Origin of the sequence: Chlamydiifrater phoenicopteri (assembly GCF_902807005.1) — a bacterium.
In the GTDB taxonomy this organism is placed as follows: domain Bacteria; phylum Chlamydiota; class Chlamydiia; order Chlamydiales; family Chlamydiaceae; genus Chlamydiifrater; species Chlamydiifrater phoenicopteri.
Genome location: NZ_LR777658.1, coordinates 438,961 through 465,788 on the forward strand (window position 1 = coordinate 438,961; position 26,828 = coordinate 465,788).

22 protein-coding genes and 1 tRNA gene are annotated in these 26,828 nt (G+C 39.7%); 13 read left to right on the top strand and 10 right to left on the bottom strand.

The features are described 5' to 3' along the window. The first annotated feature begins 83 nt into the window (after positions 1-83). From dnaN to KJA58_RS01915, 3 genes are all read left to right on the top strand, one after another. Positions 84-1,187 carry a DNA polymerase III subunit beta gene (dnaN, locus tag KJA58_RS01905; RefSeq protein WP_213358364.1) on the top strand — a complete coding sequence of 368 codons (1,104 nt, stop codon included), beginning with the start codon at positions 84-86 and terminating at the stop codon, positions 1,185-1,187. Positions 1,188-1,190: 3 nt separating this feature from the next. Next, the gene (gene recF / locus KJA58_RS01910; protein WP_213357777.1) at positions 1,191-2,279 is read left to right on the top strand and encodes a DNA replication/repair protein RecF; all 1,089 of its coding nucleotides are present in this window, start codon (positions 1,191-1,193) and stop codon (positions 2,277-2,279) included. Positions 2,280-2,357: 78 nt separating this feature from the next. After that, the gene (locus tag KJA58_RS01915) at positions 2,358-3,287 is read left to right on the top strand and encodes an esterase/lipase family protein (RefSeq protein WP_213357778.1); all 930 of its coding nucleotides are present in this window, start codon (positions 2,358-2,360) and stop codon (positions 3,285-3,287) included. Positions 3,288-3,289: 2 nt separating this feature from the next. On the opposite strand, the gene KJA58_RS01920 is transcribed toward KJA58_RS01915, so the two are convergent. The 6 genes from KJA58_RS01920 to KJA58_RS01945 all read right to left on the bottom strand — a co-directional run bounded on the left by KJA58_RS01920 (position 3,290) and on the right by KJA58_RS01945 (position 10,549). Beyond that, a complete protein-coding gene (locus KJA58_RS01920; protein WP_213357779.1) occupies positions 3,290-5,188 on the bottom strand; it encodes a site-2 protease family protein in 1,899 nt (632 codons plus the stop codon). Between the two features lie 22 nt (positions 5,189-5,210). Then, positions 5,211-6,353 (bottom strand): 1-deoxy-D-xylulose-5-phosphate reductoisomerase, encoded by a 1,143-nt coding sequence (dxr, locus tag KJA58_RS01925; RefSeq protein WP_213357780.1) that lies wholly within the window; start codon positions 6,351-6,353, stop codon positions 5,211-5,213. A gap of 145 nt (positions 6,354-6,498) precedes the next feature. Beyond that, entirely contained in the window at positions 6,499-7,446 is a 948-nt protein-coding gene (locus tag KJA58_RS01930) for a metal ABC transporter permease (protein WP_213357781.1), read from the bottom strand. 1 nt (position 7,447) lies between these two features. Continuing rightward, positions 7,448-8,782: a metal ABC transporter permease gene (locus tag KJA58_RS01935; RefSeq protein WP_213357782.1), complete on the bottom strand. Its 1,335-nt coding sequence runs from the start codon at positions 8,780-8,782 to the stop codon at positions 7,448-7,450. An 8-nt stretch (positions 8,783-8,790) separates the two neighbouring features. Continuing rightward, the gene (locus KJA58_RS01940; RefSeq protein WP_213357783.1) at positions 8,791-9,582 is read right to left on the bottom strand and encodes a metal ABC transporter ATP-binding protein; all 792 of its coding nucleotides are present in this window, start codon (positions 9,580-9,582) and stop codon (positions 8,791-8,793) included. Continuing rightward, positions 9,569-10,549 carry a metal ABC transporter solute-binding protein, Zn/Mn family gene (locus tag KJA58_RS01945; RefSeq protein ID WP_213357784.1) on the bottom strand — a complete coding sequence of 327 codons (981 nt, stop codon included), beginning with the start codon at positions 10,547-10,549 and terminating at the stop codon, positions 9,569-9,571. The genes KJA58_RS01940 and KJA58_RS01945 overlap by 14 nt, the downstream gene beginning before the upstream one ends. 538 nt (positions 10,550-11,087) lie before the next feature. Between KJA58_RS01945 and ddbA the strand changes: the two genes are divergently transcribed. From ddbA to lepA, 3 genes are all read left to right on the top strand, one after another. Beyond that, a complete protein-coding gene (ddbA, locus tag KJA58_RS01950) occupies positions 11,088-11,594 on the top strand; it encodes a DNA binding protein DdbA (RefSeq protein ID WP_213358365.1) in 507 nt (168 codons plus the stop codon). 178 nt (positions 11,595-11,772) lie between these two features. After that, positions 11,773-13,341 (top strand): NTP/NDP exchange transporter Npt1, encoded by a 1,569-nt coding sequence (npt1, locus tag KJA58_RS01955; protein WP_213357785.1) that lies wholly within the window; start codon positions 11,773-11,775, stop codon positions 13,339-13,341. Positions 13,342-13,479: 138 nt separating this feature from the next. Beyond that, on the top strand, positions 13,480-15,291 hold the full coding sequence (gene lepA, locus KJA58_RS01960; RefSeq protein WP_213357786.1) for a translation elongation factor 4: 1,812 nt from the start codon (positions 13,480-13,482) through the stop codon (positions 15,289-15,291). A 71-nt stretch (positions 15,292-15,362) separates the two neighbouring features. Here the strand turns inward: lepA and gnd are convergent, their stop codons facing one another. Continuing rightward, positions 15,363-16,805 carry a decarboxylating NADP(+)-dependent phosphogluconate dehydrogenase gene (gnd, locus tag KJA58_RS01965; protein ID WP_213357787.1) on the bottom strand — a complete coding sequence of 481 codons (1,443 nt, stop codon included), beginning with the start codon at positions 16,803-16,805 and terminating at the stop codon, positions 15,363-15,365. A 24-nt stretch (positions 16,806-16,829) separates the two neighbouring features. After that, on the bottom strand, positions 16,830-18,068 hold the full coding sequence (tyrS, locus tag KJA58_RS01970; protein WP_213357788.1) for a tyrosine--tRNA ligase: 1,239 nt from the start codon (positions 18,066-18,068) through the stop codon (positions 16,830-16,832). Between the two features lie 452 nt (positions 18,069-18,520). On the opposite strand from tyrS, the gene KJA58_RS01975 reads away from it, so the two are divergent. After that, the gene (locus KJA58_RS01975) at positions 18,521-18,808 is read left to right on the top strand and encodes a hypothetical protein (protein ID WP_213357789.1); all 288 of its coding nucleotides are present in this window, start codon (positions 18,521-18,523) and stop codon (positions 18,806-18,808) included. Between the two features lie 2 nt (positions 18,809-18,810). On the opposite strand, the gene KJA58_RS01980 is transcribed toward KJA58_RS01975, so the two are convergent. Beyond that, entirely contained in the window at positions 18,811-19,584 is a 774-nt protein-coding gene (locus KJA58_RS01980) for a FliA/WhiG family RNA polymerase sigma factor (RefSeq protein ID WP_213357790.1), read from the bottom strand. A 90-nt stretch (positions 19,585-19,674) separates the two neighbouring features. After that, positions 19,675-21,426, bottom strand: a complete 1,752-nt coding sequence (locus KJA58_RS01985; RefSeq protein WP_213357791.1) for an FHIPEP family type III secretion protein — start codon at positions 21,424-21,426, stop codon at positions 19,675-19,677. A gap of 285 nt (positions 21,427-21,711) precedes the next feature. On the opposite strand from KJA58_RS01985, the gene KJA58_RS01990 reads away from it, so the two are divergent. The 6 genes from KJA58_RS01990 (at position 21,712) to pgeF (ending at position 26,827) form a co-directional block, all read left to right on the top strand. Next, positions 21,712-21,786, top strand: a tRNA-Pro gene (locus KJA58_RS01990). Between the two features lie 23 nt (positions 21,787-21,809). Continuing rightward, entirely contained in the window at positions 21,810-22,082 is a 273-nt protein-coding gene (locus KJA58_RS01995) for a 2Fe-2S iron-sulfur cluster-binding protein (RefSeq protein WP_213357792.1), read from the top strand. 176 nt (positions 22,083-22,258) lie between these two features. After that, entirely contained in the window at positions 22,259-22,603 is a 345-nt protein-coding gene (locus KJA58_RS02000; protein WP_213357793.1) for a hypothetical protein, read from the top strand. Positions 22,604-22,633: 30 nt separating this feature from the next. Next, a complete protein-coding gene (locus KJA58_RS02005) occupies positions 22,634-23,875 on the top strand; it encodes a macro domain-containing protein (RefSeq protein WP_213357794.1) in 1,242 nt (413 codons plus the stop codon). Between the two features lie 180 nt (positions 23,876-24,055). Further along, a complete protein-coding gene (ispG, locus tag KJA58_RS02010; RefSeq protein ID WP_213357795.1) occupies positions 24,056-25,909 on the top strand; it encodes a (E)-4-hydroxy-3-methylbut-2-enyl-diphosphate synthase in 1,854 nt (617 codons plus the stop codon). A gap of 168 nt (positions 25,910-26,077) precedes the next feature. Next, on the top strand, positions 26,078-26,827 hold the full coding sequence (pgeF, locus tag KJA58_RS02015; protein WP_213357796.1) for a peptidoglycan editing factor PgeF: 750 nt from the start codon (positions 26,078-26,080) through the stop codon (positions 26,825-26,827). Position 26,828 lies beyond the last annotated feature (1 nt).

A 26,828-nucleotide genomic window follows, 5' to 3' on the forward strand; every position in this document is an offset into this window, starting at 1 on the left:
AATAATTTTTATTCTTATCCTTGACTTTTGAAAATACTGCAGATTATTTTATGGGATTACCCATTATTGCGCTAGGTACTGAGATGAAGTTTGTTGTATCGAGAAACGAACTAAGCAACCTCATTCGAAGGTTGCAGAATGTTGTCCCTCAAAACACCCCTATCCCCATCCTATCTCACGTACTCATAGAAACTCAAAATGATGAACTAGTCTTTACCGCTACAGATCTCACCGTAAGCACCCGCTGCCTAGCTAAAGCTAAGGTGCAAGAAAAGGGAGCATTGTCCATTCCCTCTCGCAGATTCTTCCAACTCGTCAGAGAGTTGACAGAGTCAAATATAGAAATTGCTTCTCTGTCGGGGGAAATGGCGGAAATTGTTTCTGGATCTTCTAGATTCAAGCTACATAGCATGGAAAAAGAAGACTTTCCCATGCTTCCAGATATGAGCAATGCCGTAAGGTTTTCCTTGCCCTCAGAGAGTCTCAAAGATATGTTTCAACGCACTAGCTTTGCCGTTTCTAAGGAAGAAAGCCGCTATGTCCTCACAGGAGTCCTCTTGAGAATTTCTGCAGGCACGGCAACTCTAGTAGGAACCGATGGAAAGCGTCTAGCTAAAATAGACGCCGAAGTCTCTATAGAACCAGATTTCCGTGGGGAATATATTATCCCTATCAAGGCCGTCGAAGAAGTCATCAAACTTTGCTCAGGCGAAGCCTCCGAAGCCACCGTCTTCCTAGCAGAAGATAAGATTGCTGTCGAATGTGATAACACATTGCTTATTACTAAGCTGTTATCTGGAGATTTCCCAGACTTCTCTCCCGTTATTTCAACACAGAGCAAAGTGACTTTAGATCTTCATAGGGAAGAACTTATAAGCCTCTTAAAACAAGTAGCCCTATTTACAGGAGAGCTTTCTCACTCAGTGAAATTCACCTTTACTCCGGGAGAACTTACTTTGACAGCCAATTGTACAAAAGTCGGAGAAGGACGAGTCAGTATGGCTGTCAACTATGAAGGAGATAAATTGGAAATAGCTTTCAATCCCTTCTTCTTCTTAGACATATTAAAGCACAGTAAGGATGAGTCTGTAAGCTTAGGGATTTCTGACTCTTACAACCCAGGAGTTATTACGGACTCTACAAGGAGTTTGTTCATAATAATGCCTATGAGACTCCATGATGACTAATCAATGAGAATCTTAAATCTACGCCTTTGGAACTTTAGAAATCATTCTAATACAGAGATCGCTTTTTCCCCTGAGATTAATTATTTATACGGGAAAAATGCTCAAGGAAAGACCAATCTTTTAGAAGCTATTTACATCTTATGTACAGGAAGGTCTTTCCGTACTCCTCATCTAGCGGAAGCTGTTTCCTTCGGCAAAGACAGCTTCTATCTAGAAGCAGAGTTTGAAAAAAAAAACTTTAAACACTCGTTAGCGTTTCATTTTGATAAAAAAGGAAAAAAAATTCTTTGTGATGACTCTCCTATCACAACAATTTCTTCTCTAATTGGCAGGTTTCCACTTATATTATTCGCCCCTAACGACATAGAAATAATCACCGGCCCCCCAACAAAACGAAGGTCCTTCTTAAATCTCCTCCTTGCCCAGTCCCACCCACTTTATGCTAAAAACCTCACAGCCTATACCCGCTCTCTACAACATAGAAACGCGTTATTACGAAAGAAGGATACTCACACCATCACCTTTTGGGAAAAACAGCTGGCCTCTAACGGAGCTAAACTTATTACTATGAGATCTGCGGCTATCCACAGTCTTAACGCTTATATGCAGACTTTATGGCAGTACCCAGGGAAGGATTCTTTCATCTTGAAATTCAAATCGTGCGCTCCAAAAGACATTCTTAATAAAGAAGATGAGGTAGAAGCTTTTCTTATTGAACTTTTCAAACGAACATTAGAGAAAGATCTCGAGTTTGGCGCCTCTTCTTTAGGTCCACACAGAGATGACTTCCATATACTAGTTGACAATAAGCCTGCAGCCTCCTTTTCTAGTGAAGGCCAGAAACATAGCTTATTAGCCACGCTCAAACTAGCCGAGCACAAATACTTACAACAACTCAGCTCTCTTCTCCCTATCATCTGCTTGGATGATCTTCATGCAGGCCTCGATTCAGACCGTGGAAATTATTTGTTATCTCTTCTTAAAGGCTCCGGCCAACAATTCATCACTTCCACAAAATCTCCACAAAAGTTGGGAATTCTTTCGAATAGTTATTTTGTAGAAGATGGCTCTTACACCACGGCCCCTCAATAAAATAAAAAAATTAAAAATAATAAATAAACTCATTCTCTTTAAAAAAAACTTATTTAAAATAGTTTTACGGTGGTGAAAATGAGAAAAAGTTTATTATTATTATATTTTATATTAGCTAGCGCCAAAACCTTTGGCTCGCAAACAGTTATAACCCCCCCCTCCAGCGTGCAAGGAATAAACGCCACCTCTCAACAAAAAGAATCTGTAGTCTGTGTTCATGCTTTTCTAAGATCATATAAATCTCTTAAACCCATTAGCCACTCATTGGAAAAAGATGGTTATGAAGTATTTATTTGGAATTATGAAACAAGAAAGTTCACTCTACAAAAACATGCTGAGCATCTAGTTCGCCTGCTAAAAAAAATAGCCGAAATGAAGCCGGGAGTCCCTATAAATTTTGTAACCCACTCAGTAGGAGGTGTTGTTGTTAGAGCTGCATTATCTAGAGAAGATTGTCCTAAAGAAGCTAAACAAGGCAAAGCTATTTTAATGGCCCCACCCAATGCTGGATCTACGTTAGCAAGGCGTTACAGATGCCTCCCTATAGTCCAGGCCGTCTTCGGGGATAATTTAGGAAGACAACTCCTTACTTACAGCCCACAAAAAATGTTAAATACGGGAAAAATGCCCGACGAGGTAGAAGTGCTAATCCTAAAGGGGAACAAAAGCAGTAAGTTTCTTCCTTTCAGAATGGAAGGAGAAAACGACGGCAAGGTAAGAAGCGCTGAAACATGCTTAACGACCCCTCATCTAGAATACACTATAGATTCTAATCATACTTATATCGTTAGTAATAAAAAATCTATATACCTAGTCAAAAAGTTTCTGAAGGAAGGATACTCTATACAGGACATTCAAAAAAAACCCGAAGTTATTGAGAAAGCCATCTTAAGAAATAAAGAATCCAGACTAATAACTAAACAAAGAAACGATATCTATATTATTCATTACTTCAGATCCAGCATTTGGGGGTTCCCTAAAGCTCGTCGAGAACCTCTGAAAAAATAAATTCACCCCCAGAAAATGCGACTGACATCCTGGAATGTTAGGAATAAGAAAAAGAAAATTAAAAATATTATAAAAGGAAACAAAAGTTTCTCTAACAGTCTAATATTTAATCTTTTTCTTTTTACCAACTCCCAGATGCTAATTAGAATATAGCCGCCGTCTAATGCTGGTATGGGCATCAGGTTTAAAACAGCTAAGTTCATGCTAATCAGCCCTATCCAAAATAAAGCTTCTCCTATACCTAAAGACCAACCAGTATGAAGGACTTGTATAATACCTATAGGACCAGACAACCATTTCGGCCCTAAGCGACCTAAAAACAAAGCTTTTAGAGTTTTTAAAGAATCTGAGACAACATTAGAAGACAAAACTATAGGATCAGGGTTATACCTAACACTCATGTCTTCCAAGTGTATCCCCAAAGACAACCTATTCTTCTCTTGCTCTATCCGTTCTAAAAACAAACTTTTTTTGTTTTTATCCTTGATCTTTGCAGCCCATGCATACTGCTTATCAAAAAATTCTTTCGGCAATAATCTTTCTCTTTTCAAAGGCTGGATTCCGGTTATCAATCTCATTTGCCCATTCTCTGTGAGAAGGTCGGCTGTTCCAATAGAACCTATAAGAGGCCTCATCGAATCCATATTAAATGAAGTTACAAATAGCTCATCTGCTTGGGCAACAGAAGAATTTTTTGTTCTTTCTTCCAAAGAAAGATTTTCAACTATTAATGTAACTTTGTGTTCTTGAAGCAGTTTCAACAAGTCATAATTTCGTGATACAGGGACACCGTCTACAGCTATAATTTTGTCTCCAACTTCTAAGGAATTATCTTCTCCGGACAAAGAAGTTTGAGGATCTATAGGAAAAAGCTTCCCTTCAACATAACAATGAGCATTGATAACATAGGGCAAAACTTTTAAGGACTTCCATTTGCCTTTCAACCCTATCTCATATTGAGAATCTATTAACTCATTACGAACATAGGTGCTCATCTGAAGGCTACCGGCACTAACCCTAGGGCTTCGAACAAAAATTTCCTTATCCCCTCTCCGAACTTTAAGAAAGGCGTATTCTTGGTTAAGAATTCGAGATAACTGAAAATGTGAAAATAATAACTCTCCGTCAATCCAAAGCAGCCGATCTCCCACTAGTAGAGGGGAGTTCTCGAGAGGAGATCCCTTCAACAACAGCTTACTCTTATCCTCCTCTCCAGCTTTTTTTCCAAAAACAAGATAACTAGCACCTGCCACGGGGAGCAGCCCTTTTTCCTCTTCAGGGCAACGCGCTTGCAAAGAAAACAGCTTTGTTTCCTCGTTAGAATATCCAGGCCTCTCTATAGATAAATCCCATTTACCCTCCAACAGGGAAGCTGAAATACAGTCTTTAACTCCCACATATTCGGATCCGTTGCATGTGAGAATACGATCCCCAGGCATCAATCCCTGAGATGCTAGAGAAGACGCAGGGTTAACCCAGCCTACAACTTTAGTAAATTCGGAAAAATCCTTGTTGCGACCACCAAGAAGCCAAAGAAAAGAAAATACAGAAAAAGCCAAAAAGATGTTAGCCATAGGACCTGCTACAAGCACAAAAATCCTCTTTAAAGGAGACTTACTATAAAAACCTCCTGGTATGTCGTACACTGAGCCCGAAGATTTCTTGTCTTTATCCAGTCCTGTATCCATCCCTTTGATACGAACATACCCTCCGAAAGGGATCCATCCGACTCTCCATTCTACACCATGGATGCGACGTTTCCAAATAGCAGATCCAAAGCCTATACTAAAGCTTTCTACTGTCATCCCCATCCATCTAGCTGCTAAAAAATGCCCTGCTTCATGAACAAGAACCAGTATACCCAAAGCTATCGTCGCCAGAAGAAAATAAAGAACAGTCATTGATATTACATCCTTACACTTATCACGTTCGAGAAGCCAAAAGGCCTGCTTCCCGATCTACTTCTAAAATGGATTCCAGAGAGGAACAAGGAGTAGGATCGTGGACATCCATAAGATCAGATAACTTAGTTGTGATCTGTTTCCAAGAAATTTCTCCACGAAGGAACCTCTTCACAAGAACCTCATTAGCAGCATTAAAAAAACACGGCATAGATAATCCTTGCTGAATGGCCCTTTTAGCTAGAGCAAATCCCAAAAATTTTTGCTCATCTATAGGCGAAAAATCTAAAGAAAAAGACTCCTTAAAATTCCAGAAGTTTAAACTCCCCTTTTTCCTCCCCTCATCAAGGGTCAAAACGTGTTGAATGGGATAGAGCATGCTAGGACGATTCATAACCATATGAACATGCCCATCTATCCATTCTACCATCCCATGAACGCTACTTGACGGGTGCACTACAGCTTCTAGCTTCTCTATGGGACAATCAAACAACCACCGCGCTTCTATTAACTCTAACCCCTTATTAACCAAAGTAGAAGAATCTACAGTCACTTTGGGTCCCATTGTCCACGTAGGATGATTCAAGACATCCTTGATAGAAACTTTTTCCAATTCATCCAAACTTTTGTTTAAAAAGGGTCCTCCAGAAGCAGTAAGAATGATTCGAGAAACTTCCTCTAGGGGCTTTTCTTGAAGACACTGAAAAATAGCATTATGTTCGCTATCAACAGGAAGCAACCGAGCGCCTGTTTTTTTAACTAAATTTCTGACTAATTCTCCAGCACAAACCATGACTTCCTTATTAGCTAGAGCAATGGTTTTCTTTGATTGAATGGCGCTCAAAATCACCGGCAAAGCAGAAATCCCAGAAGAGGCTGCAACTAAAATATCCACTTCCTTTTGAGCAACCACTTGAGTTAGTTCATTTTCATCACAAAGAACCGACAAACTAGAAAATTCATTAGCTAAAGCGCGCGCCCTCTCCTTAGATGCGACATAAACAACTTTTGGAGAAAAAGTTTTTATCTGTTCTCGCAATAAATCTAACTTATTACCAGCTGCAGACAAAAGAAAGACGGAAAGGGAAGTTGGAAATCGTCTCACCACCTCTAAAGTTTGAGTCCCAATACTTCCTGTAGAACCTAAAACGGCAAGATTTTTCACCAAATTATTCCTAAAAAATCACAGATAAAGATCATAATGCCAGAGGATAGTATTGTCAATTCCAGTTTTGCCAACTAATTTTTTGCAACCCTCTCTATTTTCTATATTTTTAAACATAGAAAACAAAATGTCCCTTATCAAAAATCTAATTAATCTGTGTTTGCGAAAAAGCTCCTCTTCGGATAATGAAAGAGACCTTCTTCCCCCATGCTATTAAAAAATATACCGAGACAAATAAAAGAACGGCAACTCCTGCCGTGGATACCCCAACGCCCCAATAAGATAAAATAGCTCTAGAAACAGCTGGAGAAAACATAGAAACCGCAATGGAAAAAGACATAGCCCAGAACAACATTCCCAGTAAAGTTTTAGCCAACATCTTCGCAATTAATCCAGGAAAGATTAGAAAGGCTAAAGCCATCAAAACACCGACAGCCTTAAAAGAAGCGACTAATGTCATAGAAATCTGTATAGTAATGAGATAGTTTAAGAACTTAACAGGAAACCCTATCGTTCTTCCGAATAGATAATCAAAACTCAGTATTTTTAGCCCTCGAAAAAAAATTAAAGTTAAACAAGCGTTTAGAGCCGCTACGTAGTAAGCTAAAATTACATCCTCTCTGGATAGAGCATCTGCATTTCCGATAACTAGCTCCGTACCCACATGGGCATTTTTAGTAAGAAAAACAAGAAACAATAGCCCTAAAGAAAATATCAAAGAAAAAGAAAACGTCACTCCTGAATCTTCTGAAACAGAAAAAACATCCTTCATTATTCTAACAAGCAGTCCGGTGAGCATCGCCGTTGATAAAGCAGCTAAAGCCAGTGTAGTAACAGACAAGGAAAGAGTTTTAGCAAATAGAAAGGCACAAACTAGACCAAAAATTATAGTATGAGAAAGTGCATTACCAAACATTGCCATATTTCTAAGAACAACAAAAGACCCAACAAAAGCTCCTGAAATGGACAATCCTAAGAATACAAAAATTTGAATTTCATCTAGGCTCGTTAAAACCAACAAATCTTTAGAAAAAAGCCTAGAAAAGAAAATCATAAAAAACTCAAAAAAACCCACCCCTTCATAAGGAGACATATCAACGACCTTTCTTACGCTCTGGTATAATACTATTGTGAGGATCTACCTTGGGGTTATTTAACATTTTAGCTAACTCAAACTCCATTTCTTCCGTAAGGATATGCTCCATTTCTTCTGCCAACATGTGAACATCGTCTTTAGAAAAATCTAAAGAGTCCACCATGTATACCTCCCAAAGACGATGACGTCGAATCAAGCGCTCTGCAAGTTCCTTGCCTTTTGCTGTCAAAGAAAAATTTCCCCTGCCTTTTTTCTCTAAAAGTTTTCTTAAAAGAAAATACTGCACCCAAAATTTCGGGTGCCCCCCTCCGCCAAAATACTCGTAAAATCTTTCATGAGTTTTAATATCTTCAAAAGACAACTCTTTAGTCCCTCCAGAGGAAGAATACCACAAAGCTTTTAAAAAGTGCTCATAACGTAACTTCCATAAAAATAAGAGTCTTCTATAAAAGCGGAAAAACGCCCCATTGCTTGGAGAAAAAATCAAACTCAGAAAAACAAAACTCCCTGCTACTAAAACTACCAATGGCCCTGTTGGAAGAATAAGTTCTCTTCCCGCAGATGAAGTAAAAGAAAGGGCTACGGATAAAAAACTTCCTAAAACTCCGGAAACAGCTCCAAAACCCACAGCCATCCACAAAATGATCTTTAAATTATCTGTAAGTTGTCGAGAGGTTAGAGCAGGGGCAACGAACATTGCAGAAATCAGTATAATTCCTACACTACGAACCCCTATAACAACGATAAAAGTAATAAAACTTAACGTTACAGACGAAACCAACCTAAGAGGAATTCCACATGTCTCAGCAAAATCTTTATCAAAGATGGCAAGCATTAATTGTCGACGAAATATCGACAAAAACCCAACAGACAAGAAAAATATACACCCAGCTACAATGGCGTCAGATTCTTTTAAAGTTGCTGCCTGACCGTAAAGATAAGCATTCACTCTATTAAATAAGATGGGGAAAGAATCTTTAATATAGCCCGATAAAATAACACCAAAAGCAAAAAAAGAAACTAAAATGAAACACAACGCGGAATCCTGATTCATCTTCAGAAACTTTTCTAAGTAATAGACTCCGTAACAACCTAGGACAGCAAAAATCATTCCGAATAAAACGATCAAGAACAAAGAGCTATCAGAAAAAAGCCCCTGAGAAATTAACACTCCCAGTAATAATCCTGGGTAGGCTGCATGCGAAAGAGTTTCTGGAAGCATAGACTTTTTTGATAACAATAAAAAAACTCCCCACAAAGAGGCCGTAGCGCAAACCAAGGCGACGGAAAAACAACTAGAAAGAAATATTCGACTAAATAAAAAATCAAACATACTTATCTCTATATCTCTCCTGATCGCCTTTCTTTCGACAATTTTAGAGTTCTATCAAAAAAGTCTGCATTTTTGCCAAAAGTTTGCTTAATGGTATCAGAATTAAAGCACTCTTCGATAGGTCCTGCAGCAACTAATCGTTTGTTTAAAAGAACGACCGAATCAAAAATTTCTGGGACCTTTTCCAAATCATGATGCACTACAACAACCGTTTTTCCAGCGTCTTTTAGTTGCTTCAAAATATTTATAGCCGTTTCTGTTGAAGAAATATCAATAGCTGAAAACAATTCATCCATGAGATATAAATCGGCTTTTTGCATCAAAGCTCTAGCCAGAAAAGCTCTTTGCTGCTGGCCGCCAGAAAGCTTCCCTATCTGCCTATCACAAAACTTCTCTAACCCCACCCTGGAAATTTGTTCATTAGCTTCTTCGCGATCCTCTCGACTCATCTTACGAAATAAGCCTTTCCTTCCATAAGCTCCGCTCAATACTAATTCCATTAAAGTGATAGGAAACTCCCAGTCAACAGAAGCTCTTTGGGGCATGTAACTAACTTTTTTTCTAACCTTTTTAAACTTCTTCCCAAAAAACGCGACAGACCCAGAAAAGCTTTTAATCAAGCCAAGAGAGGCTTTAAGCAAGGTACTTTTACCCGCGCCGTTGGGCCCCACTATGGCTACCAAACTACCTGAAGAAACTGAAAAAGAAACATCATAGAGAACTGGATAACGCTCATAGTTAACGCACAAGTTACGCACTTCCCAAAACACCGCCCTGTTTCTTAGATCAGAAGTCTGCAACACAACCTCCTAGTTCTTCCGTGATAATACAAACATTATGCTTGAACATATCAAAATAACTCTTGTTCAACGGAACATTGTCACTGTAAATAGCCTGTTTAGATAGTCTGACACAATGCTTTTTCTTCAAACAAGAAACTATTTTTCTTAAAGAATCCTGATTTAAGGATTCTTCAGGAAAAACAACCTCAACACAGTGCTCACAAATATAATCGGAAACTCTGATAATGTCTCGGATGCCTATCTGAGCTTCTGGAGAAATGCCTTCTGGAGAAATAAATCTTTCTTTCCAAAATCCACTCTCCCTTTCCTCTTTCTCAGCTAAATAAGAATAAGAAAAGTATCTAAAAGCACTATGTCCTGTAACTAAAAACCTCTTGTCTATGGGAACAGAGCTTAAAGACTGTTTAGCCCAACCATCTATCTTATTCAACTCTTCTGCCAACTTGTTGGCATTAGCAAAAAATTTCTCAGACAATTCTGGATATGCTTTTGCTAACGCGAAAGCTATTTCCTGTGGAACATGCTTCCAGATTCCCATATCTAACCAAATATGCGGATCTTGGACACCTTCTTCATAAAGAATTTTAAACTTATTTTTTTCAGCCAAACAGTCTCCCAGTTTAACAACTTTGGGATTGTTTTCTAAAAGCTTTCTTAGGCTTAAGGTATGCTCCAGCCCCAATCCACAACAAAAAACAACATCCGCTCCAGCAATCTTATCACTGTCGCCTTTAACTAATTCATAAGAATGTGGGTCTAACTCTCCTTTGATTAAAAGTTGGCATTGAACACTCTCTCCTGCGACCTCTTTTACACAATCATAGATCATCCTATTCGTAGCCAAAATATAAGGAGTCTTTTGAGAAGTTTTTGATATCATTTTTTGAGAAGAACAGCCCGTTAGCGCAGGCAATGCCGCCCCAAACAAAAGGAGAAGAGCGCGCACAGAAAGAAACCTTTTCATATGACTCCTAGATTTATCGTTAAACAAGAGAGAATAAAACTCCTTAATCAAACTTTGAAAATAAAGAAATTGTTGGACAGATCTTACAAAAAAAATAAAATTCTGAAAAATCAAAAAAAACTTCTGAAAACCATTGAGACAAAGCTTGATTTGAGTTAAGAGTTTAATAAAATCAAAAAGTTAAACCTTAAAAAATAAACCTTTTAAAGACATCTCCGACCTCTCGAAAATATAAAACATGAATCGATGAAAACATTATGGTAGAACAAATTATCATTTTTATAGATAATCAGATTCCAAAAAGATTTTAATGGAATATTTTTTGGTTTAGATCTAGTATCATAAAAAATCAGACAAGAACAAGGAAACTAACTTTTTTTCAAATTGAATTAAAACTACCAAAGAATCGGAGTTGCAAGCACTCTTTAACAGTAAGGTTTAATGGTTAATTTGAAAAAATTGAATCAGAGGAATCTTTAATAAGAAATAAAACCCCTCTAATTTAATGTATCATTTTGCAAAGAATAAGGTGATTATGATGGCCGTCGTCGATCAAGCTACAAAAGAAGAGACTGAGAAACTGATTGAAAAAGCAATTAAAAAAGTTAATGGCAATAGGGAAAATGATCTTTGCAGATACCTTCCTGGTCCTGCTGGTGGTTATATGCACCATTTCACTCTAAGAAAAATGAAAGCCTCAGACCCTGCGCAACTGCACAAAATGCTCAAAGATTTTATCATTGGATCAGAAATGCCTCGAGCTATAGACCCCAAGCCCAGAGCTCCTAGGGGGTCCAAGAAAAAGAGAGACTTTGTAAGCTTTACCAAGAACGACATCGAGCGCGTCTTAGAACTCGCTAGACAGGTTGGAGACAAAGATCTGCTAGCTAGATTTAGCCCTAAGAGACCCTTACCCTCTCTAAAACGAGAGCTTATCCGATCCATCAGAAATGGCGTTGTAAGCTTTGACTTATGGAATGCCTATGTAGAAGCCGTAAAAGCTGCTAATACGAATGCTTCCGAGGCCTCCACATTCCTTGTTTAAAAAATATATTTGACAGGGCTTCTAAGGAGAAGCCCCTCGTCTCCCCCTCTTCCTCCCTTTCTTCTTGTCAAGAGCATAAAAACCTGCTATACTTAGCTCCTTGAAAAATCAAGTTTTTAAACTATTACTTAAATAAACCAACTAAACTAAATTAATTAACGTATTTCAGAGGGTAATTATGACGACGACAACGGAAAAACCTTTTGGAAAATTGCGTTCTTTCATTTGGCCCATACATAAGCATGAGTTGAAGAAAGTCTTGCCAATGTTCCTTATGTTCTTCTGTATAGCTTTCAACTATACCGTTTTAAGAGACACTAAAGACACTCTTATAGTGACAGCACCAGGATCTGGGGCAGAAGCTATTCCTTTTATCAAAGTGTGGCTTGTCGTGCCCTCCGCTGTCCTTTTCATGATTATTTACGCTAAGCTCAGCAATATTCTTAGCAAGCAAGCACTATTTTATGCTGTCATATCTCCTTTCCTCCTCTTCTTCACTTTATTCCCCATAGTAATTTATCCTTTTAGAGAAACCCTCCACCCGACAACCTTCGCTACTTGGTTAATGTCTGTTTTACCTCAAGGACTAAGCGGTCTGGTCGCCGTACTGAGAAACTGGACGTTTGCTATGTTTTTCGTGTTAGCAGAGCTTTGGGGAAGTGTTATGCTGTCTCTTATGTTCTGGGGATTTGCTAACGAAATTACCAAAATTAACGAAGCCAAAAGGTTCTATGCCTTGTTCGGAATTGGAGCCAACCTAGCCTTACTAGCGTCCGGAAGATCTATCATTTGGGCATCTAGAATGCGTAGCGCTGCTACTGCGGGACAAGATCCTTGGACCACCTCTTTATACCTTCTCATGGGAATGGTGTTGGCTGCAGGCCTTGTCATTATGTGCTGCTACTGGTGGATCAATAAAAACGTTCTTACGGATCCTAGATTCTATAACCCAGAAGAGCTCAAAAAGTCTAAAAAATCCAAACCTAAAATGGGCTTGAAAGAAAGTTTTGCATATCTACTGCGGTCTCCTTACATCTTATCGCTGGCCGTCCTCGTAATATGCTACGGAGTCTGCATCAATTTGGTTGAAGTCACCTGGAAGAGCCAATTGAAACTTCAATACCCTAACGCTAACCAGTACAGCGAGTTTATGGGGCACTTCTCTTTCTGGACAGGAATTGTTTCTGTATTTGTTATGCTGTTTGTTGGCGGCAATGTCATCAGAAAGTTTGGGTGGTTAGCAGGAGCTTTGGCGACACCTATAATGATCCTAGTCACAGGAGCTCTTTTCTTTGCTCTAGTAATCTTCAGAAATCAGGCTGCAGGGTTAGTAGCAATGTTTGGAACGACACCTCTAATGATGGCCGTTATTGTTGGAGCCGTCCAAAACATTCTCTCCAAATCAACAAAGTATGCTCTCTTTGATGCTACAAAAGAAATGGCTTACATTCCCTTAGACCAAGAGCAAAAAGTTAAAGGGAAAGCAGCTATCGATGTTGTAGCCGCTCGCTTTGGAAAATCTGGAGGATCTTTAATTCAACAGGGCCTCTTGGTTCTCTTCGGAAGCATTGGAGCTATGACGCCATACCTAGCTGCTATATTGTTTGTGATCATAGGCTGCTGGGTCGTTGCTGCTTCCAAGCTCAACGTGCTGTTCCTCAAGCTTACAGCTTCTGAGGAAGAGTCTGTAGAGAAAACTGCAGAAGCCAAAGAAAATGTTGTTGCTGTTGAAAACGCTTCTTCCTAAAGAAGCCAGTCTTCAGTGAGACTTTTCACAAAAGCTCGGGGATTATTCTCCGAGCTTTTTTTTTGCTCTCCCCTCTTATTGACAACTTATGGACTCAACTCATAACATTATCATTTTTCAGATCTAAAGAGGGACACGTTGAGAAAGTATAATATCGAGAATATTAGAAATTTTTCTATAATAGCCCATATTGATCATGGAAAATCCACAATAGCTGACCGGTTGCTAGAAGCTACTCAAACTGTTGAAGAGAGAGAGATGAAAGAACAGCTTCTAGATTCTATGGACTTAGAGAGAGAACGGGGAATCACCATTAAAGCCCACCCCGTCACCATGCGGTACACCCACGAAGGAATAGAATATGAAATAAATCTCATAGACACTCCGGGACACGTTGATTTCTCGTACGAAGTCTCTCGATCTTTATCTGCGTGTGAGGGCGCGCTCCTCATTGTTGATGCCGCTCAAGGAGTACAAGCTCAGAGTCTAGCCAATGTATACTTAGCCCTTGATCGCAACCTAGAAATCATCCCAATTCTAAATAAAATTGATCTACCCGCCGCAGATCCAGAAGAAGTTAAACGACAAATCAGGGAGTATATAGGCCTAGACACAACCAATGCTATAGCCTGTTCTGCAAAAACTGGGGTAGGGATTTCCGATATTTTAGAAGCCATAATAGCTCTTATACCGCCTCCAATGCCTCAAGATCCTAACGCTCCCCTTAGAGCATTAGTTTTTGACTCTCACTATGACCCATACGTAGGAATAATGGTTTATGTTCGCATAATAAGCGGTGAACTTAAAAAAGGTGACAAGATTGTATTGATGGCGTCGGGCAACACTTCTCATGAAGTTTTAGGTATAGGAGCGTTTATGCCCGAAGCAACCTTGATAGAAGATTCTCTAAAACCAGGACAAGTAGGTTACTTCATAGCTAATATAAAAAAAGTAAAGGACGTTAAGATCGGGGATACTGTGACAACGTACAGAAACCCAGCTAAAGAGCCTTTAGAGGGATTTAAAGAAATTACCCCTGTCGTCTTTGCTGGTATTTATCCTATAGACTCCTCTGATTTTGATGCATTAAAAGACGCTTTATCTAGGCTGCAATTAAATGACTCAGCATTAACAGTAGAACAAGAAAGTAGTCATTCGTTAGGTTTTGGTTTTCGTTGTGGGTTCCTAGGGCTACTTCATCTAGAAATTATCTTTGAAAGAATAATGAGAGAGTTCGATATTGACGTTATAGCCACAGCGCCTAGCGTCGTCTATCGAATAGTTCTAAAAAATGGGAAAGTATTAGAAATAGATAACCCCACCGCTTATCCAGACCCAGCAACCATTGAACATGTAGAAGAACCTTGGGTTACCGCGCATATTATTACCCCTCAAGAATACTTGAGTAATATCATGAGTCTTTGTTTGGATAAACGAGGGCTCTGTTCAAAGACAGAAATGCTCGATGATAATCGACTAATACTCACATATAGCTTACCTTTGAATGAGATTGTCTCCGATTTTAACGACAAATTAAAATCTGTGACCAAAGGATACGGATCCTTTGATTATCAAATTTCTGATCACCAAAAGAGCCCTATTATTAAGTTAGAAATCCTTGTCAACGATGAACCTGTTGATGCTTTTTCTTGTTTAGTTCATAGAGACAAAGCAGAGTCTAGAGGGCGCAGCATATGTGAAAAACTTGTGGAAGTTATCCCCCAACAACTCTTCAAAGTACCTATCCAAGCTGCCATTAACAAAAAGATTGTAGCTAGAGAAACAATTCGAGCCCTATCCAAAAACGTTACAGCCAAATGCTATGGCGGAGATATTACCCGCAAACGAAAGCTTTGGGAGAAACAGAAAAAAGGTAAGAAGCGCATGAGAGAATTTGGAAAAGTGTCTATTCCAAATACCGCTTTTATGGAAGTCTTGAAGCTAGACTAACTGAATGTTAGTAAAACCAAGTGAAACGCTTCTGCCGCCTTAGTTCTTGTTTAGGGAGCTCCGTATAGCCTTTAGACAAGTTTAGTTTCCATACTTCCCGACCAGTCGGTATGATAGAATTCTCCTCTGGGTCGATCTGTTCTTTCGTAGGAATGAGCTCCAAAATAATCTCGAAGTCCTTGTATTAAGTTTATAGAGGATTTTGCTGTGGTGTACCCATCAAAATATGCTATGGCCTCTGAGAGGCATGGTATGGAAACTCCAGCAAGGACAGCTGAAGATACAACCCTTCTCCATCCCTTATCAGCAAAAGCTAAAGCTTTTACAAAGAAGGGAGCTACTACCAATGAAGAAAGGTTGGGATCAGAAACAAAAGCATCCTTTATATCTTGCAAGAAGACACTTTGTATGATACATCCACCGCGCCATATTAGAGAAATCTCTCCTAAATCTAAGTTCCAATCGAATTTCATGGAAGCTTGTTTCAATAATGAAAACCCTTGAGAGTAACTAATAATTTTGGAAGCATAAAGAGCTTGAAAACAATCCTGCAAGAAGTCCTTTTTCGACCCCGAGAACTCAACTTTCGATTTTTGGAAAAGTTTATGAGCTTCTACTCGCTCCTCTTTCATCCCTGATAAATAACGGGAAAAAACAGATCCAGTGATTAAAGACAAAGGAACATCCATTTGTAAAGCTTCGAGAGCCGTCCATTTCCCGGTTCCTTTTTGCCCGGCAACATCTAGAATAGAGTCTATTATAGGTTGATTATTTTCATTTTTAGCTTTCAAAACTTCTGATGTGATACGGACCAAAAAGCTTTCCAGCTCTTGTTTGTTCCAATCGCTAAATGTTAAAGCTATTTCTTCTGAAGACATTCCTACATAATCCCTCATTAAGCCATAAAGCTCGCTGATAAGTTGCATGTCTCCATATTCTATACCGTTGTGAACCATCTTCACATAATGACCGGCACCTCCGCTACCGATCCAAGAGCAGCAAGGCTTTCCGTCTTGAGATTTAGCCGCAATAGAGAGGAAAATAGGCTCTATTGATTTCCACGCTCTAAAGTCTCCTCCTGGCATAATTGAAGGGCCAAAACGAGCTCCTTCTTCCCCTCCGGAGATGCCAGCCCCCACGAACAAGATTCCTTTATCCTGCAGATATTTATATCTTCTTTCAGAATCTAAAAAATAACTATTTCCCCCGTCTATGATGATATCACCTTTTTCTAGGAAGGGAAGCATAGCATCAATAGTACGATCAACAGGGTCTCCCGACTTAATCATCAATAAAACTTTTCGAGGGCGCTCTAAAGAACTAATGAAATCTTGTAAGGAGTAAAATCCCCGAATAGTGGAGCCCAATACTTCTGGTTCCTGTAAAAATTCCTGTGTTTTCTCCTGACTACGATTATACACTGAAACAGAAAACCCGTGGTCTCGCATATTTAGCACCAAGTTCTTCCCCATTACAGCGAGCCCAATCAATCCAATATCAGATCCCTTTGTCATCCAATGTCCTTTTTTTCTAGAGAGTCAACCTATAATAAGAACCAATTTTTTCTTTCTTCCTCTGGAAACCACTATATATTTCGAAAATATAACATCCTCGGAAGAAACAACCTCCTCGCTACTTGTCAAAACGCGAGAATTGATATATATACCACCCTGGTCTACAAGTCTTTTTATTTCACTTTTAGAAGCACTTATTCCTGAGAGCACTAATACGTCAGACCATTTTTTCCCCAAAATATTATGGGACGCCAAATTTACGCCAAACCCTGTAGCTATAAGAACAGCCAAAGCCTCTTCTGAGAGCTCAGAAACTTTACCTGGAAGCATTGCTTGAGTAATATTTTGTGCTGACAGAACCCCTTCTTCTCCGTGAACCAGTCTGACAACTTCCCGAGACAGCGCGGCTTTCACCTCTTCAGGCTTCTCTTTCAATTGCATTAAAAGTTCTTTGACTTCCTCATTTTCAAGCAGCGTCAACAAGCTAGCAACCCTAGGCATCTCACAATCATCTAAGCCGTATACATATTGATACAGCTCGTAAGGAGAAGTTTTCGCTGCGTCTAACCACACAGCACCTTTTTCTGTCTTCCCAAGCTTGTTTCCCTTGCTATCTGTAAGCAGAGGGTACGTTAGACCATGTACTTTCTTAGATAAAACCTTTCGAATAAAATCAATGCCTGCCGTAATATTCCCCCATTGATCACTGCCACCAACCTGTAGGGAAACTCCTCTGTCTTTAAACAAGTGGTAAAAATCATAAGCTTGCAGCAGTTGATAACTAAACTCCGTGAAGCTCATCCCCTCGTCAGAACCAAGGCGCTGCTTGACACTTTCTTTTGCCAGCATATTTCCTAATCGAAAATGCTTAGCGACGTCTCTTAGGAAATCTACTAAAGTTATTTCTCCTAGCCAAGAAAAATTGTTAACTATTTCGATTTCGGGAATGAATTTCTGCAAAAGTTTTTTTAAAGCGTTAGCATTTTCCTCTACAGTATTTTTATCTAGCAAAACTCTTTCTGCACTCTTACCCGAGGGATCTCCTATCATACCTGTAGCTCCCCCAATGAGAGCTAAGGGCTTATGCCCAAGTAATGACAATCTTTTTAAAACCAGGATCCCGGCCAAATGACCAACATGAAGAGAAGGCCCAGTTGGATCAAAACCCAAATACACAGAAACGGGTTCCGAGACTTCTGACAACCCTTCAGAAGCATTCACAACCAGTCCGCGATCTTGCATGAGAGAAAGAAACTTTTTCATAAACACTGTGATGACTAAAAATATAGATCTTAAAGTCCTTTCTCATAATATTCAAGAACTGAACCCTCTGCGTAGCTGTCCACAATAAAAAATTAGCCTCGCCTTTTGAAAAAAATTTCTTCCCTCCGGCTAAAACAACCTTTCGAATATAAATCCTTTGAATAATTTTCTTTTTCTTTTACAATCCCCCTCGTGCTAACGCCTTCTCTTTACTTTTTTGCCAGCTCTTTAGATTATTGTATGTGCGCAACTTTTTGTAGGATCGTCGTGTTTTCCTAAGATCGATAAATTTTTACACCCGAGATTATCAAAAAGCAAAAGCCTTTATAGGCAACTCGTTAATTATCGAACTGACCGTAAAAGACATCTTTAAAGTGGAGCAGTCTCGTAGATTGTCTACTCCTTCTTTGATGTCTAAACAATTTATTTAGGTGATTACAAGGATTTTCTCTATGAAGATTTACGGACCTCAAAAACCAGTAGATTCAGATTTCTCTCCTACTGAAAAGCCCTCATCAACACAGAGCGCTCAGTCTTTTACTGCAAAAAAAGTAAACACTTTGGGATATATCATTCTAACAGTTCTTGCTATTGCCTTAGCTGCCAGCATTGTAGCTATGATTTTGACTAAAGACATCGCCTTTACTATTGTACAGTCTATTTTGGGCGTAATGATAGCGTCCGTGATATCCATAATAAGAACTCCCTCTTCCGGGAATCTTTCGACGAAAGCTTTGTAAAACTACAAGAGATTCTTGAAAGCAGATCTTAGACGAAGTAATGCTTTGGAATGGATCTGCGACACTCTAGACTCGCTAACACCTAAAATATTTCCAATCTCCTTAAGCATCAAGTCTTCGTAATAATAAAGCACTAAAACTTGCCGCTCTCTTTCTTCTAGATTTAAAATGGCACCAGCTAATAATTTTTTTCTTTCTTCTTTTTCAGCCATTTCGAATCCAGTCATGGCTTTTTCATCAACCAGACGATCTTCGAGACTAAAGCCCTTTTCTTCACTATCTCTGGAGCATCTATCCTCGTGAATAGAAATCATCAACGAGGTTTTAGAAAATTGATACCACTCGGATAATTCTTCTTGAGAAATCCCCAAATACTTACAAACCTCTGAATCCGAAGGCTCTCTACTCAAACTAGATCGTAGAGCTTCTAAAGCAGAAGATAAAAGATTTGCTTTTTTGTGAACACTACGAGGGACCCAATCCTGCTTTCTTAAATCATCAATGATAGAAGCTTTGATTAAAAATGCTGCGTAACCTTCAAATTTAGGACTTTTTTCTGGATTAAATTTTTCTACGGCTCTAACTAAGCCCTCGACACCTGCAGCATAAAGGTCTTCAGTATGAATATGGCTTGGGAATCCTGCTGAAAGTTTATGAGCGACAATATTTACTAGGTAAAGGTAGGTTTCTATTAAAAAATCCCTGTCTTCGACAGCTCTTGTTTCGAGATACCGCTTCCATGGTTGAGAAAGTTCTGGAAAATCCTGAGTTTTCACAATTTTTCTTTATTCTTCTATAAGTAAAAGGATAGTTAAAAAAATTTTTTTAAACAACTTCTTAAAAAAGAAACATCCTCAATTCTTAATCTATAGTAATACTTCTTCCGAAAGAGTTCCTAAAGAACATACCTCCACATCTTTTGGCAACTCATCATAAGAAAGAATTAAAAGGTCTGGGAACTTGTGTTCCACAATCTTTTTCATCTCAAATCGAGACTCATTACCTGTAACTATTGCTCGAACTTCTTGATCCAAAGTTTTTAACAAAGACCCTTTAAGCAGCTCCCCAAGCTCCGCTACTATTTTTTGACAAACCGAAGGATTCTTAGCTGAATAAGAGCTACTGATCAATTGTTCAACATAAGGATCCACCGTTACAACATGGATTCTTTTATTGTTTCTGAGAATGCTTCTCCCTACTCTGTCCCCAAGATGCCGACGAACATGCTCAACCATCTGATCCAAAGAAGATCTCTGAGGAAGAGATGAAAGAGCATCCATGATCTGAGGAAAGAGATGTAAGGATATACCCTCTTTCACAAGCTCTTTACAAAGAGAGACGAGAGCGTCCCTAGAAACTTTTAAAGGAACGATTTCATCAGAAAAAATTCCCCAAGAATTTTCTGTTTTTACCAATAGATCTTCTACAACTTTCGCATTAACACATTCATGAGCTAAAGGAGACAACTTTTGATACAAAGTTTGTTCCGAAACTTCATCTAAAGAAAAGACAAAATTAAAAACCTGTAAAAATACTCCAGAAGCCCCCCCTTTGTGCACAAGAATATTTGATGGGAAACGAACCCCCAGATCATTATAGATTTTCAATTCAACAAAGCGGTACAACTGCCTCATCTTATCTTGACAAAAGCCTTTCTCTGGCAAAAACAACTCTACTTTTGATTCCCTCAGCTCCTCCCCTTGTTTTGCTAATTTTGTTCCAAGCAATAAAAGTGTTGCCCCAGATAGAAAAGTCGGAATGAAAGGCACTCCAGGCAGACAAGAAATCAATAGCATAAATATAGCCGCAGGGAAAAAGATTTTCGAATGCCTTTGAATATCAACAAATAAAGAACTTAAAACAGTTCTTCGCTTACCTACTTTGGATATTGTGGTTGCTGCTCCAACGGAGGCTAAGACGGCAGGAATTTGCCCCACAAGACCGTCTCCTAAAATAGCCAGCCATAAATCGTAAAGAGAAAGCTCTGAAACGCCAAGCAAGAAGGGGATAGAAAAGATGTTTATAGCTAAGACAATCAAACCTATGACAGCGTCCCCCTTAATGAACCGAAAGACACCTTCCATAGAAGAAAAAAATTCGCTTTCTTGAATGATTTCCTCTCTAAGAGCCTCTATAGAAGAAAAACTTTTTCTTCCAGAATTCAATGACATATCCAGAGCCATCTGTTTCCCAGGCAAAGCCTCCAAGATAAACCTGGCACGGACTTCTGCTATCCTCTCTCCTCCTTTTGCTATTAACAGAAAGTTCATAAAAAATAAGATTATGAGGACGGCTGTTCCGGCAATAACACTATCTGAGGCTAAAAATCTCCCTAAAGAAGAAACCATAGGACTTGCCGCACCGGAAGAAAGTATCAGACGTGTAGACGCTATGTTTGCCCCTAAACGAAAGAGTGTTAAATAGAATAATACCGAAGGATAAGAAACCAGATCTCTGTCATTACTTGCAGACAAAGCCCACAAAAAAGCTACCAATGAAAACGCTACTCCCATGCATAAGAAGCTATCTAAAAGGGTCGGTGTTATAGGGAACAAGGAGAGGGTGACTATAAGTACAGGAAAAAGTAGTATCCAAGACTCGAATAGCTTGTTTCTCACACTGGACCTTGTGGGGTTCTATCTATCGAATCCTTACCCTAACATATCGATTCACATCAATAGGAAAAAGCGTTTGTCTTTTAGAAGAGTAAAGAGAATACAAGAGCGCTGGGAGCAACTAAAGGAGTATCAGCGACATAACTTTAAGATCTCTTTTATGAAAATAAATTTTATTCTTTCCCCTTAAAATTCTCATATTCTAGGATTCTTTTGTTAAGAAAAACGTATTCTTTACTTGTAGAGTATGAAGATTTGTGGTAGATTCCCAGCTTCTTTATTTCTTTTCGGAGTATAGCGCAGCCTGGTTAGCGCGGTTGCTTTGGGAGCAATAGGTCGGGGGTTCGAATCCCTCTACTCCGATATTCTTTTTCCTTGGAGATTTTATGGCTAAGTTGACAATTGTTTCTGGAGATGACTCTGAAGAGTTTGAATTAGATGACGGTGAAGGGATCTCCGAAGTTTGCGAAGAAGCCGGCGTTCCGTTTGCCTGCACCGAAGGTGTTTGTGGAACTTGTGTTGTAGAAGTTCTCGAAGGGCAAGAGAATCTTTCTGACTTCACTCAAGAAGAGCGTGATTTTCTAGGCGACGAAGAGGGCTGTGAACGATTAGCCTGCCAATGCAAAATCATGCAAGGCGACGTAAAACTTACTTTCTAAACATCTGCCACTCAAAAAGTTCGTCAGTTTAATCAAGGATTCTTATCTTTAGGATCTGTCGAAGTAGCTGCTTGTAAAGAAACCTTCACAAAAGAAACTAAAATCAAAGCTTTTTTGTTAAAAACAGAAAAAATTAGTATAATCGTTAGCGGATTAGTTTAATTTTGTTGGTTTTTATGAAAATTTTTAGCAATAAAACTACAAACAGTGCAGCAACAGAATCCTCTTCCTCTCCTACAACAGACTCTACAAAAGCAACAACTCTGGGGAAAAGAGTTCTCTATCTAGCGAGAAAATTTTTTTTAGAAGTCCTTCCTAAGTTGGCTATCATTTCTCTCGTAGTACTGTCCGCTTGCCTAGCCATAGCTTATTGTTCCGTCGGCACCCTAGTTGGAGCTATTAGCTTAGGGTACCTTATGCTATCTTCCGCAATTGCTGGCGTATGGATTACAAAAAAAATGCATAAAAACAAAGGTTCCGAAGAAGCGGCTTCAGCAGAGCCTGCTTCTAGCAATTCCTAAAAATTGTAAGACCAAGGGAAGGGTTTTAATATGAGCAGCAATATACAGCCCGGAGCAGGGCTCGCCCATACAGGTAGTGGATTACCGATAGGAGACAATACTGCTGAGGACTTTTTGTCTCAGAGTGGAGTCTCTCCTTCCTCCTCGAAAAGTCGATTATCTTCATTATACAAATCCATTAAAAAAGATATTTCAGGCCCCAAAGATATCCGGCTGCAAGCTAGAATAGCTCTCCTGGTAGTCAGCATAATAGCCATGCTTACCTTTATAGCCGGGTTCGCTTCTTGCGTGATATTTGGTCTCCCGGTTCTTGCCGTTATTCCCTTAGTTGCCGGAGCCGTCTTCGTTAGCTCGATTCTATTGCATAGAGACCTCTGCTCCCACCGTAGAACTATTCCACCAGTACGTTCTCCTGCTCCAATAACAAAAAAGCCTTCTGTACCACCACCCTCTTCCACTCCACCAAAGTCAACTCCACCAAGGGTGATACCAGAAAAACCTTCCGTAAAGAAAACTGTCGAACCTGCTCGTCCCTCAACTCCGGAAATAGAGAAGCCTCTAAGCCCAAAGACGAAAACTTCCAGCTCATGGAGCTCAATAAATTTACCTGCAAACTGCGTTGCTAAAGAGGCTTTTTGTTGGGTTCATAAAGAAATTCCTAACCTAAAGCTGATATCTGCTAAACACTCCATAGACACTTTGGCTATAGAAAAAAATTTCTTCACGGAACCCTCCATCATTATTAATTCTGCTAATCCAACAATGTACAGCGGAGGAGCGGGAACCAATAAAGCTATTTCCCTTAAGGTGACTCCAAGATCATGGCAGTCCAGCGTAGAATCCTCAGTGCTTCTTGCTTCTCCTCCACAATCTTCTCTAAGAGTAGGAGAATTTCGAGCCGGATTTTGGGAGCCCAAAGTTTTCAATGACACCAAACTACTTACAACACCGACTCTATTGGGTCAACTTTTAGGGCCTCAAGCCTCTGACCCCTTAATTAAGGGAGATGAAACCGTTGCCTTTTCTTCCGTAGAAGAGGCCTACGCCAACTGTGTAAGAGCGTGCCTTCAGAAAGGATGTCATATCATCCAGTTTCCTCTTATTTCCTCTGGGATATACTCCGCTGGAGCTAGAGATGCTTTAGCGTGGCAAAAAATGTTGCGAGCAGCCATGCTTTCTGGGGTAACCAGAGCAGTAAAAACACATGGAACCCAGAAGGAAGTGCTAATCATTGTCGTGGATATAGGATCTTCTCCGCTAAAACCTAACTAAGATCCTTGGGCTAACCCCAGTTTCAAATGGGAGGCTGTAGGTTGTGGAGAAGTTCTGTCGACACAGATTAGCAATCTTTATTATTGATTTAATTCGATTAATTACCTCAAAATCAAACGCTCATCCATAATGGATCGTTTTTAGCCTTTAAGCAATTCTCCAAAAGGAAAAGTCTCTACCATGCTCGATTCCGTCGCTTCATTTCCAAAAAATATTTATCGCCGTAAAACTAGATCTGTAAATGTGGGACACGTCCAGGTAGGAAGTGATCACCCAATACGTATACAATCTATGACAAACACTGCCACGGACGACGTTGAAGGCACTGTAAAGCAAATTTTAGAGCTAAGCGAAGCTGGATGTGAAATTGCCCGTGTAACAGTTCAAGGCATGAAGGAAGTTCGGGCCTGCGAAAAAATTAAAGAACGTCTTGACGCATTGAAATGCACCATACCTTTAGTTGCCGACATTCACTTTTTCCCTCCAGCAGCTATACACGTCGCTGACTTTGTCGATAAAGTCCGTATTAACCCAGGAAACTACGCTGACAAACGCTACTTGTTTGAAGAGAATCGCAAATGGTCCGATAAGGATTTTGAAAGAGGGTTTGATAGAATCCGAAAAAAATTTCTCCCTCTAGTAAACAAATGTAAAGCGTTAGGCAAGTCTATGCGGATTGGAGTCAACCACGGCTCCCTATCTGAAAGAATCCTTCAAAAATATGGAAACACCCCCTTAGGTCTCGTAGTATCAGCTCTAGAATATACTCAGATATGTGTAGAGGAGGACTTCCATGAGCTTATCTTTTCTATCAAATCTAGCAACGTCATCGTTATGACGGAATCTTATCGTCTTTTAGCCAAAGAGCTTGACGACAGGGGCTGGCATTACCCCTTGCATCTTGGAGTCACTGAAGCTGGGATGGACTTGGAAGGATCCATAAAGTCTGCTACCGGTATCGGAGCCTTACTGATAGATGGTATTGGCGATACCATCCGATGCTCTATAACAGGACACCCCGTTATAGAGATGCCTACTTGCAACGAAATTCTCTCTAAGCTGTCTCAGTATCACGAAAGCTTAAGGAAACAGCAAATAGATTCTAATGATTACTTACAATCTGCGCAGCAGGCTCCTAAAGAAACTTTAGAAATCCATCAAGGAGAGTCTCCCTCAGTCTTTCCCCTATTCCTAGTCGTTAATCCTCAGCAAGTGACCCATTCCTTTCTTTCCGATCTTGGGGTCATAAAGAAATTGGACGGTTATAAAAAATCTTCAACTTCTCCGGATGCTATTGTAGTAGACGCTTCATTAGTGGATAAGATTTCTCTCCCCATTCTCCAATCTGTGGGAATTCGGGTTCTAACAACAGAAGACCTTGTCTCCGCTTCTGGAGATACTCCTGGAGAATGGCCTCGAGCTTTATCAAAAGCAACAGATAAACTAGTCTTTTATCCCTCAGAATCTAAGATCGTCTCCACCAAAGAGTTCTTATCATGGAAAAGTTCCACAAACAGCCCTACCCCCATCTTTTTAGCAATGGAATACGCTAATACGGAGACTCCTTTAGGGGTTGCCGTCTCAGCATCTATGGATCTGTCCTCCTTTCTCATCAATGATCAGATTCAAGGAGTCATCTTTAATGCTCCATTGATCTCCTTGCCTTTGATGCGAAGAATTGGTTTTACCATTCTTCAAGGCACAAGGAAGCGTTCGTCAGTAGCAGAAATGATTGCCTGCCCCTCATGTGGACGAACACTCTTCGACCTCCCTACAGTAACAGCAAAAATTCAAGCCCTTACAGCTCACTTATCTGGACTGAAGATCGCTGTCATGGGATGCATAGTTAATGGTCCAGGGGAACTTGCCGATGCGGATTTTGGATACATAGGATCCAAACCTGGGCTTATAGACCTATATGTCAAACATCGCCCCGTTCGTAGGGATATCCCCATGGAAGAGGCTGAAGAAGCTTTGGTTCAACTGTTAAAAGAATACAATGTCTGGGTAGATCCGGAAGAAACCACAGACTAAGGATACACGCGAAAGTCCTTGAGAGCTTTCTTATTCTCCTATTTAGAGGCCTCGCGTTTGTGGCGTTTGATTTCAAATACCAGTTTTCAAACAAATACAAAAGTAGCACTATCAATCTAACGAACTTTATACTTTTTAACTAAAGAATGATGTTCTAAGAGGTGCCCCATGATGTGTCTTCAAGAAAAAAACGGTTGTCGCTATTTTTCTGTCTCTAAATTCAAAGATCTTCCTATAGATATAAAAATCTTCCCAAAGCAAAATAGAACCCCTGAATCGGCTATACAAGATAGCTACGCGTCTCCTAATGAGATGCTGCTGTTGTCTGAAGGACAATCCTTTAAAGTCCTCCGCCAAAGCCATAGCACCACTATTCGTGAAGCAGAGCTTATACGCTATCCTTTTTCCGAAGGAGATGCTATGTATGCAAGCTCTCCAGGAATATCTCTTTTTATTAAACACTCTGATTGTCAGGCAACGGTATTTTACGACAGGAAAAAGCACGTTGTAGCCAATGTGCACTGCGGATGGAGAGGTCTTGTTGCCGGCATTTACGCCGTCACAGTAAATACCTTACGCAAGAGATTCCATTCTGACCCGATGGATTTAATCGTTTTTATAGGCCCTAGCCTAGGGCTTCAAGCTTCTGAGTTTCTTTCTTATAGACAGATTTTCCCTAAATACTTCCAAAATTTTATGGCTCCTGGGAATCTTTTTGATCTTAAAGCTATTGCCAAGTTTCAAATGAGAAAATTAGGAATCCCAGAATCCCAGATATACGTATCAGACGTTTGCACTTACTCCTCCAAAGAATTCTTTTCTTATCGCAGAGGATGCAAAGAAAACCCTTGCCCTTCAAAAAAAAGAGGCACACCCTACCCCTATAGGGGAAATTGGACGGTAGTTACACTGAGGTAGT

Coding starts and splice junctions, on each gene's coding strand:
- dnaN (WP_213358364.1), top strand. CDS start 84: ATGAAGTTTGTTGTATCGAGAAACGAACTAAGCAACCTCATTCGAAGG.
- recF (WP_213357777.1), top strand. CDS start 1,191: ATGAGAATCTTAAATCTACGCCTTTGGAACTTTAGAAATCATTCTAAT.
- KJA58_RS01915 (WP_213357778.1), top strand. CDS start 2,358: ATGAGAAAAAGTTTATTATTATTATATTTTATATTAGCTAGCGCCAAA.
- KJA58_RS01920 (WP_213357779.1), bottom strand. CDS start 5,188: ATGACTGTTCTTTATTTTCTTCTGGCGACGATAGCTTTGGGTATACTG.
- KJA58_RS01930 (WP_213357781.1), bottom strand. CDS start 7,446: ATGTCTCCTTATGAAGGGGTGGGTTTTTTTGAGTTTTTTATGATTTTC.
- KJA58_RS01935 (WP_213357782.1), bottom strand. CDS start 8,782: ATGTTTGATTTTTTATTTAGTCGAATATTTCTTTCTAGTTGTTTTTCC.
- KJA58_RS01945 (WP_213357784.1), bottom strand. CDS start 10,549: ATGAAAAGGTTTCTTTCTGTGCGCGCTCTTCTCCTTTTGTTTGGGGCG.
- ddbA (WP_213358365.1), top strand. CDS start 11,088: ATGGCCGTCGTCGATCAAGCTACAAAAGAAGAGACTGAGAAACTGATT.
- npt1 (WP_213357785.1), top strand. CDS start 11,773: ATGACGACGACAACGGAAAAACCTTTTGGAAAATTGCGTTCTTTCATT.
- gnd (WP_213357787.1), bottom strand. CDS start 16,805: ATGACAAAGGGATCTGATATTGGATTGATTGGGCTCGCTGTAATGGGG.
- tyrS (WP_213357788.1), bottom strand. CDS start 18,068: ATGAAAAAGTTTCTTTCTCTCATGCAAGATCGCGGACTGGTTGTGAAT.
- KJA58_RS01975 (WP_213357789.1), top strand. CDS start 18,521: ATGAAGATTTACGGACCTCAAAAACCAGTAGATTCAGATTTCTCTCCT.
- KJA58_RS01995 (WP_213357792.1), top strand. CDS start 21,810: ATGGCTAAGTTGACAATTGTTTCTGGAGATGACTCTGAAGAGTTTGAA.
- KJA58_RS02000 (WP_213357793.1), top strand. CDS start 22,259: ATGAAAATTTTTAGCAATAAAACTACAAACAGTGCAGCAACAGAATCC.
- KJA58_RS02005 (WP_213357794.1), top strand. CDS start 22,634: ATGAGCAGCAATATACAGCCCGGAGCAGGGCTCGCCCATACAGGTAGT.
- ispG (WP_213357795.1), top strand. CDS start 24,056: ATGCTCGATTCCGTCGCTTCATTTCCAAAAAATATTTATCGCCGTAAA.
- pgeF (WP_213357796.1), top strand. CDS start 26,078: ATGATGTGTCTTCAAGAAAAAAACGGTTGTCGCTATTTTTCTGTCTCT.